Annotated in this window: 14 protein-coding genes and 1 riboswitch; of the genes, 7 read left to right on the forward strand and 7 right to left on the reverse strand. The window is 70.1% G+C overall.

The features are described from left to right. Positions 1-57: 57 nt before the first annotated feature. Positions 58-687, reverse strand: coding sequence for a TetR/AcrR family transcriptional regulator (locus tag ACWD5D_RS33300; RefSeq protein ID WP_451376518.1), 630 nt, complete (start codon positions 685-687; stop codon positions 58-60). Positions 688-853: 166 nt separating this feature from the next. On the opposite strand from ACWD5D_RS33300, the gene nagB reads away from it, so the two are divergent. Further along, the gene (gene nagB, locus ACWD5D_RS33305; RefSeq protein ID WP_451376519.1) at positions 854-1,639 is read left to right on the forward strand and encodes a glucosamine-6-phosphate deaminase; all 786 of its coding nucleotides are present in this window, start codon (positions 854-856) and stop codon (positions 1,637-1,639) included. Positions 1,640-1,699: 60 nt separating this feature from the next. Here nagB and ACWD5D_RS33310 read toward each other — a convergent pair whose 3' ends face one another. The 4 genes from ACWD5D_RS33310 to ACWD5D_RS33325 all read right to left on the reverse strand — a co-directional run bounded on the left by ACWD5D_RS33310 (position 1,700) and on the right by ACWD5D_RS33325 (position 6,473). Next, complete coding sequence (locus tag ACWD5D_RS33310; RefSeq protein WP_451376520.1) at positions 1,700-3,226, reverse strand: glycoside hydrolase family 3 protein; 1,527 nt, start codon at positions 3,224-3,226, stop codon at positions 1,700-1,702. Positions 3,227-3,235: 9 nt separating this feature from the next. Further along, positions 3,236-4,102, reverse strand: a complete 867-nt coding sequence (locus ACWD5D_RS33315) for a carbohydrate ABC transporter permease (RefSeq protein ID WP_451376577.1) — start codon at positions 4,100-4,102, stop codon at positions 3,236-3,238. Between the two features lie 32 nt (positions 4,103-4,134). Continuing rightward, the gene (locus ACWD5D_RS33320; protein ID WP_451376521.1) at positions 4,135-5,121 is read right to left on the reverse strand and encodes a carbohydrate ABC transporter permease; all 987 of its coding nucleotides are present in this window, start codon (positions 5,119-5,121) and stop codon (positions 4,135-4,137) included. 74 nt (positions 5,122-5,195) lie between these two features. Beyond that, positions 5,196-6,473, reverse strand: a complete 1,278-nt coding sequence (locus ACWD5D_RS33325) for an extracellular solute-binding protein (RefSeq protein ID WP_451376522.1) — start codon at positions 6,471-6,473, stop codon at positions 5,196-5,198. 406 nt (positions 6,474-6,879) lie between these two features. Here ACWD5D_RS33325 and ACWD5D_RS33330 point away from each other — a divergent pair, with 406 nt between their 5' ends. From ACWD5D_RS33330 to ACWD5D_RS33355, 6 genes are all read left to right on the forward strand, one after another. After that, a complete protein-coding gene (locus ACWD5D_RS33330; protein WP_451376523.1) occupies positions 6,880-7,644 on the forward strand; it encodes a GntR family transcriptional regulator in 765 nt (254 codons plus the stop codon). A 136-nt stretch (positions 7,645-7,780) separates the two neighbouring features. Continuing rightward, positions 7,781-8,047 carry a DUF3311 domain-containing protein gene (locus tag ACWD5D_RS33335; RefSeq protein ID WP_451376524.1) on the forward strand — a complete coding sequence of 89 codons (267 nt, stop codon included), beginning with the start codon at positions 7,781-7,783 and terminating at the stop codon, positions 8,045-8,047. Next, complete coding sequence (gene mctP, locus ACWD5D_RS33340; protein ID WP_451376525.1) at positions 8,044-9,660, forward strand: monocarboxylate uptake permease MctP; 1,617 nt, start codon at positions 8,044-8,046, stop codon at positions 9,658-9,660. Before ACWD5D_RS33335 ends, mctP begins: the two co-directional genes overlap by 4 nt. A 149-nt stretch (positions 9,661-9,809) precedes the next feature. Then, a riboswitch (cobalamin riboswitch) is annotated at positions 9,810-9,953 on the forward strand. A 126-nt stretch (positions 9,954-10,079) separates the two neighbouring features. Next, positions 10,080-12,467: a ribonucleoside-diphosphate reductase subunit alpha gene (locus tag ACWD5D_RS33345; protein ID WP_451376526.1), complete on the forward strand. Its 2,388-nt coding sequence runs from the start codon at positions 10,080-10,082 to the stop codon at positions 12,465-12,467. 113 nt (positions 12,468-12,580) lie between these two features. Further along, positions 12,581-13,537, forward strand: coding sequence for a ribonucleotide-diphosphate reductase subunit beta (locus ACWD5D_RS33350; protein WP_451376578.1), 957 nt, complete (start codon positions 12,581-12,583; stop codon positions 13,535-13,537). A 248-nt stretch (positions 13,538-13,785) separates the two neighbouring features. Next, positions 13,786-14,748 (forward strand): GlxA family transcriptional regulator, encoded by a 963-nt coding sequence (locus ACWD5D_RS33355; RefSeq protein ID WP_451376527.1) that lies wholly within the window; start codon positions 13,786-13,788, stop codon positions 14,746-14,748. A gap of 128 nt (positions 14,749-14,876) precedes the next feature. Here the strand turns inward: ACWD5D_RS33355 and def are convergent, their stop codons facing one another. Both def and ACWD5D_RS33365 read right to left on the reverse strand, forming a co-directional pair. Next, positions 14,877-15,527: a peptide deformylase gene (gene def, locus ACWD5D_RS33360; RefSeq protein ID WP_451376528.1), complete on the reverse strand. Its 651-nt coding sequence runs from the start codon at positions 15,525-15,527 to the stop codon at positions 14,877-14,879. 128 nt (positions 15,528-15,655) lie between these two features. Beyond that, positions 15,656-16,663, reverse strand: coding sequence for a tetratricopeptide repeat protein (locus ACWD5D_RS33365; protein WP_451376529.1), 1,008 nt, complete (start codon positions 16,661-16,663; stop codon positions 15,656-15,658). Positions 16,664-16,731 lie beyond the last annotated feature (68 nt).

Consider the following 16,731-nt stretch of genomic DNA (forward strand, 5'->3'; position numbering starts at 1 on the left):
GCGGACGCGCGTTAACGGTTGTTGGCACGCGATGCCACGCAGCCTAGCCCGCCGGGGTCAGCTGCGGGGCCAGATATCCATGGCAATTTCCGCGAGTGCCTCCATTTCCTCCCGGCTCGCCCCGTCCCGGGCCTGCTGGGACATGCCCTGCGTCATCGCCGCGGTGTGCCGGGCGAGCGCTGCGGCGTCGGCGCCGGACGGCAGCCGGCCCGCGGCCAGGTCGGCCCGGATCCGGGACTCCAGGGCGGCGATGCCCGCGGTGCGCAGCTCGCGCAGCGGCCGCGCGACCTCGGGACTGCCGCAGTTGGTGGCCGCGTGAGCGACCAGGCAGCCGTAGGGGTGGGCGGGGTCGGTGTACGTGGCGGCGGCCTCGCGCAGGGTGCGCTCGACGGCGGCGCGGGCGGTGGGCTCCTCGGCGAGGGCGCGGTCGCCGAAGGCGCCGTAGGTGGCGGTGTAGACGCGGACGACCTCCTCGAACAGGGTCCGCTTGTCGCCGAAGGCGGCGTAGAGGCTGGGGGTGCCGATGCCCATGACGCGGGTGAGGTCGGCGACCGAGGTGGCCTCGTAGCCGTGCTCCCAGAACGCCATGAGCGCCCTGTCCAGTGCGGTGGCACGATCGAAGGAGCGGGGGCGGCCCCGGCCGCGGGAGGTTGTGGCCCGCTCGTTCGTCTCCGCACCGGTCACCATGGCCGACATTTTATAGCGCTCCCTAGAGAAATGGCGGCCGAGTCGACGGAAGGCCTTGTCCCAGGCGCCTTCCGGGGCCCGTTCTGCTAGATTGGTCTAAACCACACGGCGAGTTCTTCCGAGCCTCTCCCCGATCTCCAGCCCTCTTCAGAACGGCAGGCCCAGCGTGGAAGTTGTCATCGTTCCGGACGCCGCGGCGGGCGGCGAGCTGATCGCCGAGGCCATGGCCCAGCTGCTGCGGCGCAAGCCCGACGCCGTGCTCGGTGTGGCCACCGGCTCGACACCGCTGCCCGTCTACCAGGCGCTGACCGCCAAGGTGCGCTCCGGTGCCGTGGACACCTCCCGGGCCCGGATCGCGCAGCTCGACGAGTACGTGGGTCTGCCCGCCGAGCACCCCGAGTCCTACCGCTCGGTGCTGCGCCGGGAGGTGCTGGAGCCGCTCGGGATCGACATGGACGCCTTCATGGGCCCGGACGGCACGGCCGAGGACGTCCTGGCGGCCTGCGAGGCGTACGAGCGGGCACTCGCCGCGGCCGGCGGCGTGGACCTCCAGCTGCTCGGTATCGGCACCGACGGGCACATCGGCTTCAACGAGCCCTGCTCCTCGCTCGCCTCGCGCACCCGGATCAAGACGCTGACCGAGCAGACCCGCATCGACAACGCGCGCTTCTTCGACGGCGACATCGAGCAGGTGCCGCACCACGTGATCACCCAGGGCATCGGCACCATCCTGGAGGCCCGGCACCTGGTGCTGCTCGCGACCGGCGAGGGCAAGGCGGACGCGGTCGCCGCGACCGTCGAGGGCCCGGTGGCGGCCGTCTGCCCCGCCTCGGCGCTCCAGCTGCACCCGCACGCCACGGTGGTCGTCGACGAGGCCGCCGCGTCCAAGCTGAAGCTGGCGGACTACTTCCGGCACACCTACGCGAACAAGCCGGAGTGGCAGGGGATCTAGCACAAGGGAAGGCGCCGGTCACTTTCGAGGTGACCGGCGCCTTTCGCGTTGTGCGGGCTGCTACGCCCTCGCTCGTACGGGCTTCTGCGCCCCCGCGATGAACTCCGCCGCCGCCTGTCCGCACACCCGGGCCGCGCCGTAGGTGGCCAGGTGGAGGGCGCCGCGGGCGGGGGCCTGGGGGACGCCCATCTCGACCACGACGGTGTCGGGGCGGGCCGTGAGCAGGGTGTCGAGGGCCGCGGCCATCCACGGGTGGCGGTGCTCGTCACGGACCACGGCGACGATGCGGCGCTCCCCCGCGGCGGCCAGCGCGTCCCGCCCCGCCGTCTCCCCGTCGAAGCTGCCGGTCTCGGTGCCGGGCAGCAGGCGGGCGAGTTCGGCGGCGACGCCCCACGGGGTCTCCGCGCCGACGGCGATGTTGGCGACGGGCGCGAAGGAGGCGACGTACGGCGCCTCGGTGAGCGGGGTGAAGAACCCGCCGCCGGTCGCCCTGAGGGCGCGGCGGGCCGCCCGCAGGCCGACCTCGGTGTCGGGGGCGGTGACCGCGCCTGCCGCGCCGGCGCTCCAGGAGGCCAGCTCGCGCACCCGGCGGGCGGCGTCGGCGAGCCGTTCCTCGGGCAGTTCGCCGGAGCGCACGGCCGCCACCAGGGCGTCCCGCAGGAGCCGTACCGTCTCGTCGTCCGCGAGGCCGCCGCCCACACAGATCGCGTCGGCACCGGCGGCTATGGCGAGGACGCTGCCGTGCTCGATGCCGTAGGTGTCGGCGATGGCGCGCATCTCCATGCCGTCGGTGACGATCAGGCCGTCGTAGCCGAGGTCGCCGCGCAGCAGGTCGGTGAGGATGCGCGGGGAGAGGGTCGCCGGCCGGTCCGGGTCGAGGGCCGGGACGAGGATGTGGGCGCTCATCACGGCCCGGCTGCCGGCGGCGATGGCCGCGCGGAAGGGGGCCAGGTCGCGGGCTTCCAGGACGTCGGCGGCCGCGTCGATGCGGGGCAGCGCGTGGTGGGAGTCGACGGCGGTGTCCCCGTGCCCGGGGAAGTGTTTGGTGCAGGCCGCGACCCCGGCCGACTGGAGGCCGGTGACGTAGGCGGCGGTGTGCCGGGCGACCAGGTCGGGGTCGGCGCCGAAGGAGCGGACCCCGATGACCGGGTTGGCGGGGTTGGAGTTGACGTCGGCGGAGGGGGCCCAGTTGAGGTTGACCCCGCAGTCCGCGAGGCGGCGGCCGAGTTCGCGGGCCACCGCGCGGGTCAGGCCGGCGTCGTCGACCGCGCCGAGGGCGTGGTTGCCGGGGAAGCTGGAGCCGCCGCGCACCTCCAGGCGCGTGACGTCTCCGCCCTCCTCGTCGATCGCGACCAGGACGTCGTCCCGTTCCGCACGCAACTGGGCGGTCAGCGCCGCGAGTTGTTCGGGGGTGGCGATGTTACGGCCGAACAGGCCCACGGACGCCAGGCCCTCGCCGAGGCGGCGGAGCAGCCAGTCGGGGGCGGTGGTGCCGGTGAAGCCGGGCTGGAGGACGGTGAGGGCATCGCGTGCCAGGCCGTCCTTCTCCGGATTGAACGCAGCGGTGCCGCCGGCGAGTGTCGTCATCGGGTGGCGTCATCCCTTCACGGCGCCGGCGGTCAGACCCGCGGCCATCTTGCGCTGGACGAGGAGGAACAGGGCGACGATCGGCACGGCCATCAGCGTGGCGCCGGCCATCATCGGGGCGTACTCGGTTCCGTGCTTGGTGGTGAAGTTGCCGAGCCAGACGGTCGCGGTCTGGTGCTCCTGGCTGAGCAGCATCAGGGCGTACAGGTACTCGTTCCAGGCCTGGATGAAGCCGTAGACCGAGGTGGCGACCATGCCGGGGGCCAGCAGCGGGAAGACGACGCGGATGAAGGCGCCGGTCTTGGAACAGCCGTCGACCATCGCGGCCTCCTCCAGCTCCCGGGGGATGTTGACGATGAAGCCGCGCAGCGTCCACACCGTGAAGGGAAGGATGAAGGTCAGGTAGGTGATGATCAGGCCGGAGAGCTTGTCGTACTGGTGCAGGTCGTTCAGCAGCAGGAAGACCGGGATGATCATGGCCACCAGCGGGACCATCTGCACCGCGAGGATGCCGACGATCACGATCTTGCGGCCGCGGAAGGCGAACCGGGAGATGGCGAGCGCGGCCAGCATGCCGACGACGACGCCGATCGCGACGACGGACAGCGACACGATCAGGCTGCGGCCGACCGGGCCCCAGAAGTCGGCGATGTCCAGCGCGCGGCGGAAGTTGTCGAGGGTCAGTCCCGTCGGCAGCAGGCTCGGGTCCGGGTCGATGGCGTCCTTGGCCGGCTTGAACGCCGTGTTCAGCATCCAGTAGGCGGGGAAGCCGGCGGTGACGAAGACGAGGAGGCCGAGGAGGTTCCAGCCGAGCTTCGGGAACCGGCGGCGTCCCGTGGGGGCGACGGCGCCGCCGGTGCCGCTCACGCTGGTCATGTCGCTCATGCTGGTCACGCTGGTCACTCTGGTCACTCGACGTCTCCGATCTTCAGCATCTGGCGCATGTAGACGGCGACCACCGCGAGCAGCAGGACGACGGTGATGAGGGCGATCGCCGAGCCCTGCGCGTAGTTGTTGACCACGAAGGCGCGGTCGTAGGAGTAGGTGGTCAGCAGCTGGAACTCGGCCTCGGGGTGGCCGCCCCGCATGACGAAGACCTGCGGGAAGACGCCCATGTCCCAGATGACCGAGAGGGTCGTGAGCATCACGACGATCGGCTTGAGGATGGGCAGGGTGACGTACCGGAAGACACCCCAGGCGCCCGCGCCGTCGAGGCGGGCCGCCTCCTCCAGCTCCCTGGGGACCTGGGTGAGGCCGGCGCTGAGGGTGATGACCACGAAGGGGACCGCGCCCCAGACCACGAGCAGCATGATGACCGCGAGGCCCTCGGGGCCGCTCGCGAACCAGTTGTGGCCGATCAGGTCGACGCCGGGCAGCTTGCTGATCAGGGCGTTGAGGATGCCGTAGTCGGCGTCGAAGAGCCACTTGAAGACGGTGGTGGCGACGATGACGGGCATGCCCCAGCTGGCCACCAGCGCGATGTTGATCAGGGTCTTCACCCAGCCGGAGACGCGCTGCAGCAGCAGGGCCACCAGCATGCCGAGGACCATCGTGAGGATGACCGAGCCGGCCGCGAAGACGATCGTGCGCAGCACGACCTGCCAGAACTCGCCGTCGCCCAGCACGGCGGAGAAGTTGTCGAACCCGGCCGACTCGGCCGGCTGGAAGCCCCACAGCTGGGACTGTCCGAACGTCTGGAACGACAGGGTGACCAGGCGGACCAGCGGATAGCCCATGACCAGGGCGAGCACGAGCAGACAGGGGGCGAGCAGCAGCCAGGGGGTGGCGGCCGTGCCCGTCCTGCTCGATCCGCGTGGCCGGTCGGGGGAACCCGGTGGCGGTGCCTGCCGCGGTGGCGGCACCTTGGCCGGGGTGGTGGTGTCTGCGGCACTCATCGCGCGCTCCTCAGCGGTCCCTCGGGTCGTACGAGAAGCGGGGCCCTGTCGGTGAACAGGGCCCCGCACTCAGGTCACTTCGTGTTGATGACCTTGTCGATCGCGGCGTCGGCCTCCTTGGCCGCCGCCTCGACCGACTGCTTGCCGGTGCCGATGTTCTGCAGCATGGTCTGCAGGACCTGGGCCTTCTCGACCTGGCCCCAGCCGGGGGCCATCGGGACGAACCAGTTGGACTCGGCCGCGGTAGCCGGCACGACGGTCGCCGGGTCGCTCTTGAGGGTGGCGAGGTCGGTCTTGTTGTTGGGCAGGTTGCCCTTGGCCATCAGGCCCTTCTGGCCCTCGGGTCCGGTGAAGGCGTTGATCCACTCGGCGGCGACGCCCTGTGCCTTGGACTTCACCGGGATGGCGAGGTCGGAGCCGCCGAGGAAGACCGGCATGTTGTTGCCGGAGGGACCGGGCAGCACGAAGTTCTCGAGGTTGTCCTTGAGCTTGCCGGTCTTGTCGTTCTTCGGGTCGGCGGCGGTCGCGCCCTCCCAGGCCGCACCGAACATCAGGTCCGACTTGCCCTGGCCGTAGACGATGTAACGGTCGGACTCGTCCTTGGTCTTGTCGCCGTGCATGTACTTGTCGATGACGCTCTTGAACTCGCCCAGGCCCTTGAGCGACTCGGGCGAGGAGAGGCTGGCCTTCCACTGGCCGCCCTCCTCCTTGGCGATGGAGCCGCCGGCGTCGTAGACGAAGGACATGGCCGCGTACCAGTCGCGGGTGGGCTGGTACCAGGCGTTGAACTTGGCGCCCTGCTTCTTCTGGATCTTGTCCAGGTCGCCGGTCAGTTCGGCGTAGGTCTTCGGCGTCGACTTGATGCCGGAGGCGGCGGCGATGTCCTTGCGCCAGGTGCCGACGCGGCCACCGGCGTAGTACGGCACGCCGTACGTCTTGCCCTGGTAGCTCACGGAGGCCTTGAGGCCGTCCAGCCAGGCGGCGGAGTTGTCGAACTTGGCCGGGTCGACGGGGGCGAAGGCACCCTTGACCATGTAGCCGAGCATCTCCGTGTTGCCCATCTCGACGACGTCGGGGGCCTTGTCGGTGGCGAGGACGGCGTCCAGCTTGGTGTTCTTGTCCGGCCAGCCGTAGTACTCGTGCTTGATCTTGATGCCGGGGTGCGCCTTCTGCACGGCGGCGTCGGCGGACTTCACCAGGTTGGGCCAGTTGTTCTGGGCGTCGACGGTGAGCCAGACGGTCAGCTCCTTGGCGTCCGCCCCCGCCTTGTCGTCCTTCTTGTCACTGCCACACGCCGCGATGGAGACGACCATGCCCGCGATACCGATCGCGGCTACCAGCTTGCGCTTCACGCCACCCTCCTCAGGGTTCCCACAAACCCCCTGCCTCCCCGCGGTGACCGTCAAGCCGTCGTACCGCCCGTGGGGCCGGGACTGGACCAATGGTGTAGACCAGCACGGGGAGCTTGGCCCAGACCAATAGGCCTGTCAAGGGTGTTCAAGCAGGCTCCGAAGGTCCGTGATGCGACCGAGATATGCAGGGACCTTTCATTGCTCAACCGACAGATCGGACGGACCAGTTCCGCTGAACCACTCCCACCCGGTAGGGCGATGGACTAGACCAACCGAGGGTGCGACGGTTATACAGAGGGGATCACGGAGCGTGCGGGTGAACCCCTGCCACGAAGCCGTGCCACGATGTGAGCGTGGCCGAAAGGATGTCGGTCGCTTTCGGCATCCGGAGCCGGGAAGGCAGAGCATGAGCACCGACGTCAGCAGGGCGGAGAACGAGACAGGCGCGACCGTCCGTACCGCGCGCGTGCCCAAGTACTACCGCTTGAAGAAGCATCTCCTGGACATGACGGAGACGCAGGCGCCCGGCACGCCGGTGCCGCCCGAGCGCACACTGGCCGCGGAGTTCGACACCTCGCGCACCACCGTCCGGCAGGCCCTGCAGGAACTGGTCGTCGAGGGCCGGCTCGAACGCATCCAGGGCAAGGGCACCTTCGTCGCCAAGCCGAAGGTCTCCCAGGCACTGCAACTGACCTCCTACACCGAGGACATGCGCGCCCAGGGCCTGGAGCCGACCTCGCAGCTGCTGGACATCGGCTACATCACCGCCGACGACCGGCTCGCCGAACTGCTCGACATCACCGCCGGCGGACGCGTGCTGCGCATCGAGCGGCTGCGGATGGCCAACGGCGAGCCGATGGCCATCGAGACCACCCACCTGTCCGCCAAGCGCTTCCCGGCCCTGCGCCGCTCCCTGGTGAAGTACACGTCCCTGTACACGGCGCTCGCCGAGGTCTACGACGTCCATCTCGCCGAGGCCGAGGAGATCATCGAGACCTCCCTGGCCACCCCGCGCGAGGCCGGCCTGCTCGGCACCGACGTCGGCCTGCCGATGCTGATGCTCTCCCGCCACTCCGTGGACCGCGAGGGCAAGCCGGTGGAGTGGGTGCGCTCGGTCTACCGAGGGGACCGGTACAAGTTCGTCGCCCGCCTCAAGAGGCCTGTGGACTGAGGGGAGTCGGCGTCTTCACGCCGTGCGCGCCGAATCGGCATACCGATATCCGGACGAGGTCTTTCGCTTCCACGACGCCGTCACCTAGATTGCCTGCGCATTGCACAGGTGAGCACCGAGGGGACGGAGCCGTGGCATGTCGGAAACACCTGAAGTGAGACCACCGGTGGTAACACCGGTCCGCGTCGTCATCGCCCTGTGTCTCGCCGTGCCGTTCGTGGCGATGCTGTGGGTCGGCTCGTACGCCAAGACGGACCCGACGTTCATCGGGATCCCGTTCTTCTACTGGTACCAGATGCTCTGGGTGCTGATCTCGACCGCCCTCACCATGGTCGCCCACCAGCTCTGGCAGCGTGACCAGCGTGCCCGCAGGGCCACCCGGGGCGGGGGTGCGGCGAAGTGAAGAACGGCGTCAACGGCGTCGCGCTCGGCGTCTTCATCTTCTTCTTCCTGGCCGTCACGGTCATGGGCTTCCTCGCCGCACGCTGGCGCAAGGCCGACAACGAGCACTCCCTGGACGAGTGGGGGCTCGGCGGCCGGTCCTTCGGCACCTGGATCACCTGGTTCCTGCTCGGCGGCGACCTGTACACGGCGTACACCTTCGTCGCCGTACCGGCGGCGATCTACGCGGCGGGCGCGGCCGGCTTCTTCGCGGTGCCGTACACGATCCTGGTCTACCCGCTGATCTTCACCTTCCTGCCGCGCCTGTGGTCGGTCTCGCACCGCCACGGGTACGTCACGACCTCCGACTTCGTGCGCGGACGGTTCGGCTCGAAGGGCCTGTCGCTGGCGGTGGCCGTCACCGGCATCCTCGCGACGATGCCGTACATCGCGCTCCAGCTCGTCGGCATCCAGGCCGTCCTGGACGTGATGGGCGTCGGCGGCGGGGAGAACACCAACTGGTTCGTGAAGGACCTGCCGCTGCTCATCGCCTTCGGTGTCCTCGCGGCCTACACCTACTCCTCGGGTCTGCGCGCCCCGGCCCTGATCGCGTTCGTGAAGGACACGCTGATCTACGTCGTCATCGCGGTGGCGATCATCTACATCCCGATCAAGCTGGGCGGCTTCGACGACGTCTTCGCCAAGGCCGGTCAGGCGTTCAGCCAGGTCAACCCGGCCACCGGCAAGCCGCGCGGCGCGCTCGCCCCGCCGGAGGCCGGCCAGTGGACGTACGCCACGCTGGCGCTCGGCTCGGCCCTCGCGCTGTTCATGTACCCGCACTCGATCACCGCGACCCTGTCGTCCAGGAGCCGTGAGGTGATCCGCCGCAACACCACGCTCCTGCCCCTGTACTCGCTCATGCTCGGCCTGCTGGCCCTGCTGGGCTTCATGGCGATCGCGGCCGGCGTGAACGTCACCAACGGCCAGCTGGCGATCCCGCAGCTGTTCGAGAACATGTTCCCGGACTGGTTCGCGGGCGTGGCCTTCGCGGCCATCGGCATCGGCGCCCTGGTCCCCGCGGCGATCATGTCCATCGCGGCGGCGAACCTCTTCACCCGCAACATCTACAAGGACTTCATCAAGCCGGACGCCACGCCGAAGCAGGAGGCCCAGGTCTCCAAGTTCGTCTCGCTGCTGGTGAAGGTCGGCGCCCTGGTCTTCGTCCTCACCATGGACAAGACGGTCGCCATCAACTTCCAGCTGCTGGGCGGCATCTGGATCCTGCAGACCTTCCCCGCGCTGGTCGGCGGCCTGTTCACCCGGTGGTTCCACCGCTGGGCCCTGCTCGCGGGCTGGGCGGTCGGCATGGTCTACGGCACGGTCGCCGCGTACGGGGTCGCCTCCCCGACCCAGAAGCACTTCGGCGGCTCGGCGAAGGAGATCCCCGGCATCGGCGAGATCGGCTACATCGGTCTCACGGCGTTCGTCCTGAACGTCGCCGTCACGGTGGTCCTCACCCTCGTCCTCAAGGCCGTGAAGGCCCCCGAGGGCATCGACGAGACCCGGCCGCAGGACTACACGGCGGACGCGGGCGACGCGGGCGTGGAGACGGAACTGACGGGCGCCGCCCACTAGGGCACACCCGCAGCGGGCCGCCGGGGGACGAACCCACGGCGGCCCGCTTCCTCTTGCCCGCCGTCATACACAAGTTGACACTCTGAAGCCAGCACAACACACAACAGACACAACATCTGGGGGTGCCACGACAGCCCGGCACTAGATGTATGCTCATCCTCGCTGTCGCCACAGGGGAATCCGGTGCGAATCCGGAACTGTCCCGCAACGGTGTACTTGTGCACGTCCGCCCGCACGACGGAGAGCGTCGCACAGGAGTCAGTCCGAGGACCTGTCGGCAGCGCGCACCCGGCCGCCCGGCTCGGGTGCCTTCAGACGTCCGGGCCTCGTGGAGTGGGCCGGTGGACGCGACGCCGTGCGCGCTCGTGGCTGCCCCCTGCCCTCCGCCAGGCCCTGTGCCGAGCGAGGGAGAGCCCCACGTGACCATCGCGCCAGCCGATCCGGCTTCAGCCATCCCGGCGACCGAGGCCCCGGTGGAGACCGACGGTCCCGGTGCCGCGCTGCTGCGGACCCTGACCGAGCTGACCGCCGACCTGCCCGACGCCGACCCCGGCCGGGTCGCCGCCGCCGCGCTGCGCGGCCGGTCGGCGCGGGCGGACTCCGACGTCGCCGCGGAACTGCGCGAACTCGCCACGGAGGCCGCCGCCGGCCTGATCTCCGAGGACCCCGCCTACTCGCGGCTGGCCGCCCGCCTGCTGACCCTCTCGATCCGCGCGGAGGCCGCCTCGCAGGGCGTGACCTCCTTCACCGAGTCGGTGGCCGTGGGCCATCGCGAGGGTCTCGTCGCCGACCGCACCGCCGCGTTCGTGCGGCTGCACGCCGAGCGACTGAACGCGCTGGTCGACCCGGCCGCCGACGACCGCTTCGGCTACTTCGGCCTGCGCACCCTGCACAGCCGCTACCTGCTGCGCCACCCGCTCACCCGTCAGGTGATCGAGACGCCCCAGCACTTCATGCTGCGGGTGGCGAGCGGTCTGGCCGAGGACGACACCGTGCGCGCCCTCGACGAGGTCGCCGCGCTCTACGGCCTGATGAGCCGCCTCGACTACCTGCCCTCCTCGCCCACGCTCTTCAACTCCGGTACGCGGCACCCCCAGATGTCGTCCTGCTACCTCCTCGACTCCCCGCTGGACGAGCTGGACTCCATCTACGACCGCTACCACCAGGTCGCCCGCCTCTCGAAGCACGCCGGCGGCATCGGTCTGTCGTACTCCCGCGTCCGGGCGCGCGGTTCGCTGATCCGGGGCACCAACGGGCACTCCAACGGCATCGTCCCGTTCCTGAAGACCCTCGACGCCTCGGTGGCCGCCGTGAACCAGGGCGGCCGGCGCAAGGGCGCCGCCGCGGTCTACCTGGAGACCTGGCACTCCGACATCGAGGAGTTCCTGGAGCTGCGCGACAACACCGGTGAGGACGCCCGGCGTACGCACAACCTGAACCTCGCGCACTGGATCCCGGACGAGTTCATGCGCCGGGTCAACGCCGACGGGCAGTGGTCGCTGTTCTCCCCGGCGGACGTGCCCGAGCTGGTCGACCTGTGGGGCGAGGAGTTCGACGCCGCCTACCGCAAGGCGGAGGAGGCCGGGCTCGCGAAGAAGACCATCCCGGCCCGTGACCTGTACGGCCGCATGATGCGCACCCTCGCGCAGACCGGCAACGGCTGGATGACCTTCAAGGACGCCGCCAACCGCACCGCCAACCAGACGGCCCTGCCGGGCCACGTCGTCCACTCCTCCAACCTCTGCACGGAGATCCTGGAGGTCACCGACGACGGGGAGACGGCGGTCTGCAACCTGGGCTCGGTGAACCTGGGTGCCTTCGTCGACACGGCGGCCGGCGACATCGACTGGGAGCGGCTGGACGAGACGGTCCGCACCGCCGTGACCTTCCTCGACCGCGTCGTGGACATCAACTTCTACCCGACCGAGCAGGCGGGCCGCTCCAACGCCAAGTGGCGTCCCGTGGGCCTCGGCGCGATGGGCCTGCAGGACGTCTTCTTCAAGCTGCGCCTGCCCTTCGACTCGCCGAAGGCACGGGCGCTCTCCACGCGGATCGCCGAGCGCATCATGCTCGCCGCGTACGAGGCCTCCGCCGACCTCGCCGAGCGCAGCGGCCCGCTGCCGGCCTGGGAGAAGACCCGTACGGCCCGGGGCGTGCTGCACCCCGACCACTATGAGGTCGAGCTGAACTGGCCCGAGCGCTGGGCGGCGCTGCGGACACGGATCGCCACCGTGGGCATGCGCAACTCCCTGCTGCTGGCGATCGCTCCGACGGCCACCATCGCCTCCATCGCGGGCGTGTACGAGTGCATCGAGCCGCAGGTGTCCAACCTGTTCAAGCGCGAGACGCTGTCCGGCGAGTTCCTCCAGGTCAACTCGTACCTGGTGCAGGACCTCAAGGAACTGGGCGTGTGGGACGCCCGCACCCGCGAGGCGCTGCGCGACTCCAGCGGCTCGGTGCAGGACTTCGTCTGGATCCCGGCCGACGTACGGGCGCTGTACCGCACGGCGTGGGAGATCCCGCAGCGCGGTCTGATCGACATGGCGGCGGCGCGGACCCCGTTCCTCGACCAGGCGCAGTCGCTGAACCTGTTCCTGGAGACGCCGACCATCGGCAAGCTCTCCTCGATGTACGCGTACGCCTGGAAGTCGGGCCTGAAGACGACGTACTACCTGCGCTCGCGCCCGGCGACCCGTATCGCCCGTGCCGCCCAGGCACAGCCCACCATCCCCGTCCAGCAGGTGGCCGACCCCGACGCCGTCGCCTGCTCCCTCGAAAACCCCGAGTCCTGCGAGGCCTGCCAGTAATGAGTGCCCACCCGTCGCCCGACCACCGCCCCTCAACGACGGCGCTTCGCGCCGGCAGCGCCAGAAAGTACACCACCCTGCTCGACCCGGGCTTCGAACTGACCCTGCGTCCGATGCGCTACCCGGACTTCTACGAGCGCTACCGGGACGCCATCAAGAACACCTGGACCGTGGAGGAGGTCGATCTCCACTCGGACGTCGCCGACCTCGCGAAGCTGTCCCCGAAGGAGCAGCACCTGATCGGCCGGCTGGTGGCCTTCTTCGCCACGGGTGACTCGATCGTCGCGAACAACCTGGTGCTGACGCTGTACAAGCACATCAACTCCCCCGAGGCGCGGCTCTACCTGAGCCGGCAGCTGTTCGAGGAGGCCGTGCACGTCCAGTTCTATCTGACGCTGCTGGACACCTACCTCCCGGACCCGGACGACCGCGCCGCCGCCTTCGCGGCCGTGGAGAACATCCCCTCCATCCGTGAGAAGGCCGGGTTCTGCTTCAAGTGGATCAACGAGGTCGAGAAGCTGGACCGCCTGGCGTCCAAGGCCGACCGCCGCCGCTTCCTGCTGAACCTCATCTGCTTCGCCGCCTGCATCGAGGGCCTGTTCTTCTACGGCGCCTTCGCGTACGTGTACTGGTTCCGCAGCCGGGGTCTGCTGCACGGTCTGGCCACCGGCACCAACTGGGTGTTCCGTGACGAGACGATGCACATGTCGTTCGCCTTCGACGTGGTCGACACCGTCCGCAAGGAGGAGCCGGAGCTCTTCGACGACGAGCTTCAGCAGCAGGTCACCGACATGCTGCGGGAGGCCGTCGAGGCCGAGCTGCAGTTCGCGCGCGACCTGTGCGGTGACGGCCTGCCCGGCATGAACACCGAGTCGATGCGGCAGTACCTGGAGTGCGTCGCCGACCAGCGTCTGACGCGGCTCGGCTTCGCCCCGGTGTACGGCTCGGAGAACCCGTTCTCCTTCATGGAGCTGCAGGGCGTTCAGGAGCTGACGAACTTCTTCGAGCGCCGTCCGTCGGCGTACCAGGTCGCGGTGGAGGGCACCGTCGACCTGGACGAGGACTTCTGAGCGCGCCCATCTCCCCCGGTCTCCTGGGCCTCCCTGAGCTGCCGGTCGACGCGCCTTTCGCGCACGATGCCGAGCACGGACGGGAGGACCAGGAGGACCAGGATCCCGAGGGTCGCGAGCATTCCGATGAGGCCTTCGATCTGGTTTCCGTTCATGGACACCACTGTCCTGCCTGATGCTCCTTACCGGGAGTGGCAGGACTGCCGCACACCCTCGATTTACTGCCACCGTCGAGGCACACTGGCAGCATGCTGAAGAACGTGGCCGCGGTGCTGCTGGACGGCGTGCACCCCTTCGAGCTGGGCGTCGTGTGCGAGGTGTTCGGCATCGACCGCAGCGACGAGGGGCTGCCGGAGTACGACTTCGCCGTGGTCTCGGCGGAGGGGCCCGTGCTGAACACCCACTGCGGGTTCACGATGTCGACCCCGCACGGCCTGGAGCGACTGGAGGAGGCCGATCTGATCGCCGTGCCGGCGGGCGAGACCTATGCGGTACGGGAGTATCCGGAGGAGCTGCTGGAGGCGCTGCGCAGGGCGGTCGCGCGCGGCGCGCGGGTGCTCAGCGTCTGCTCCGGGGTGTTCGTGCTGGCGGCCGCGGGGCTGCTGGACGGGCGCCGGTGCGCGGTGCACTGGCACCACGCCGCGCAGCTCGCCCGCCGCTATCCCGGGCTCTGTGTCGAGCCGGACGTCCTCTACGTCGACGAGGACCCGGTGATCACCTCCGCCGGCACCGCCGCCGGCATCGACGCCTGTCTCCACCTCGTACGCAAGGAGCAGGGCCCCGAGGTGGCCAACAAGATCGCCCGGCGGATGGTCGTACCGCCGCACCGGGACGGCGGACAGGCGCAGTACATCGAGCGGCCGCTGCCCAGGAGCCGCTGCGACACCGTCGGCGAGGTCCTGGCGTGGATGGAGGAGCACCTGGACGAGGAAGTGACCGTCGAACAGCTCGCCGCCCGCGCGCACATGGCGCCGCGCACCTTCGCCCGCCGCTTCCAGCAGGAGACGGGGACCACGCCGTACCGCTGGATCCTGCGTCAACGGGTGCTGCTGGCACAGGAGTTGCTGGAGGGAACGGACGGGACGATGGACGCGATCGCCGCGCGCACCGGCTTCGGCACGGCGGCCGCGCTGCGCCACCAGTTCGTCCGCGCGCTGGGCACGACCCCGAACGCCTACCGGCGCGCGTTCCGGGGCCCGCAGGCCGCCTGAACGCGCACCGGTACGAGGAGTCGCTCCCCGCTGCCGCTCGGTCCGTCACCACAGCGGTCGAAGACGGGCGTCGTCGCTGCTCCCGTACGGTTCGCGGACGTCCGCGGCGTACGGCTCGTCCGACCGTCTCAGTCGTTGGCGACCACGGGGTAGCGCGGCTCGTTCTCGGCCATCTGCCGCAGCGCGTCCTTCCGGTCCCGCTTGGACAGGCGGTCGATGTAGAGGTAGCCGTACAGGTGGTCGGTCTCGTGCTGCAGACACCGGGCGAAGTAGCCGGTGCCGCGGACCTTGACCGGGTTGCCCTTCTCGTCCTGGCCGGTCACCTCGGCGTAGTCGGGACGCGCGAGCGGGGCGTACGCCGTCGGTACGGACAGGCAGCCCTCGTTGCTCTCGTCCAGGTGGCGCCGGTCGGCGGGCAGGTCGACCAGCTTGGGGTTGCAGACCACGCCGACGTGGCGGACGCCCTCGTCGTCCTGGCAGTCGTAGACGAAGACCTTCAGGTCCACACCGATCTGGTTGGCGGCCAGGCCCACACCTTCGGCGGTGCGCTGGCTGGCGAACATGTCCGCGACCAGCTGCTCCAGTTCCGCGCCGAACTCGGTGACGTCCTTGCACTCCTTGTGCAGCACCGGGTTGCCGACGACCGTGATCGGCCGCGAGGTGCCCCGCTCACGCCAGTCCTGCTCGCGTTCCTCGCAGTCCTCCGTGTCGACGACGTACCCCTCGTCGTCGACGGGGAGCACGCCCGCGTGCTGCTGATGGGTGTCCTGCTGCGCCATGACCGACGTATGCCTTCCTGAACAAGAACTCTGAGTAGACAGCTGATACAGGGTACGGGGCCGGGCCCCGTAAGGGGCGCGGGGAACTGCGCGACCAGCCACAACGGATCCGCAGCCGGCCGGCGGTCTCAGCACACCTCTTCGAGATCCCGCCAGTCACGCGAATCCGGGCTGTCCGCGACCCACCCGTCCAGCAACCCCCTCACCAGCGAAGCCGGCGCGGCCACCCCGCACTCCCGCTCGGGCACCCACAACTGCCCGTCCGTCCGGTGCCCCAGCGGTCCGGGATGACCGGGCTCACTGTGATCGTGCGGATCGAGGTGGATGCCCTCCCCCTCGTCCGCGGGCATCCGTGACTCCGAACACATCCGGCACAGCAGCCGCACCGAGGAGGACCAGTCCTCCGCGGCGAACCCCGCGTCGGCGGCCAGCTGCTCCAGCGCGTCCCGGTCCGCCTCGGTGGCCGCCTCCAGCAGAACCACCCAGGTGGGCACGGGCGAGGGCGCCCACAGCTCGATCTCGTCGAACACCGGGTAGGAGTGCCCGGCGGACGTCGTCCGCTCGCCGTGCGGGACGCCGTCGTGCAGCACGACCTCGCCCCAGCGCCGCCCGGACGAGGGAAGCGGGATGGACAGCACCTCGATACGGGCCGGGTCCAGCCTGCGGCCCCACACGACCTCGGCCTCGCCCTCCGGGGAGAGCCGCACGGCCGCGCTGCCCAGCTCCATGCCGAGCGGCTCGCCGGTCGCGGTGGAGCCTCCGCCGGGCTTGGGCCGGGAGACACCGCCGGGGACCCGGAGTCCGTAGGCCTGCCAGGCCCGGCGGGCCAGCGGCCAGTCCTGCAGGGCGGTCGCGGCGATGCCGACGTTCCACCAGTCGGGGGCGCCGGTCGCCTTGTCGAGGAGGGCCACCGCGCGCAGTCCGGCGGCGCGGGCCTGCTCCCAGTCGTGCCGGAACTTGTGCAGCAGGGCGAGGTTGAACCAGGACTCGGACAGCCAGGGCTCCAGGTCGGCGGCGCGTGTCAGCAGTTCGCCCGCGTCCTCGTAGCGACCGTCGCCGATGAGCGTGAACGCGCGGTCGGTCGCCTGCCGCCAGGAGGCGGAGGGCCGGTGCCGTCCCTTGCCGAAGATCCTCACGATTCCCGCCTGCCAGTTCCAGTTCCGCACAGTGGGCTGGCTTGTGCCCCCGGACACCCTCTCCCTCG

It is taken from the genome of Streptomyces sp. NPDC002520 (assembly GCF_053595235.1).

Bases quoted from the DNA above. Each gene is read 5' to 3' on its own strand.
- ACWD5D_RS33300 (WP_451376518.1), bottom strand. From the start codon at position 687: ATGGTGACCGGTGCGGAGACGAACGAGCGGGCCACAACCTCCCGCGGC.
- ACWD5D_RS33310 (WP_451376520.1), bottom strand. From the start codon at position 3,226: ATGACGACACTCGCCGGCGGCACCGCTGCGTTCAATCCGGAGAAGGAC.
- ACWD5D_RS33315 (WP_451376577.1), bottom strand. From the start codon at position 4,102: ATGACCAGCGTGAGCGGCACCGGCGGCGCCGTCGCCCCCACGGGACGC.
- ACWD5D_RS33320 (WP_451376521.1), bottom strand. From the start codon at position 5,121: ATGAGTGCCGCAGACACCACCACCCCGGCCAAGGTGCCGCCACCGCGG.
- ACWD5D_RS33330 (WP_451376523.1), top strand. From the start codon at position 6,880: ATGAGCACCGACGTCAGCAGGGCGGAGAACGAGACAGGCGCGACCGTC.
- ACWD5D_RS33335 (WP_451376524.1), top strand. From the start codon at position 7,781: ATGTCGGAAACACCTGAAGTGAGACCACCGGTGGTAACACCGGTCCGC.
- ACWD5D_RS33350 (WP_451376578.1), top strand. From the start codon at position 12,581: ATGCGCTACCCGGACTTCTACGAGCGCTACCGGGACGCCATCAAGAAC.
- ACWD5D_RS33355 (WP_451376527.1), top strand. From the start codon at position 13,786: ATGCTGAAGAACGTGGCCGCGGTGCTGCTGGACGGCGTGCACCCCTTC.
- def (WP_451376528.1), bottom strand. From the start codon at position 15,527: ATGGCGCAGCAGGACACCCATCAGCAGCACGCGGGCGTGCTCCCCGTC.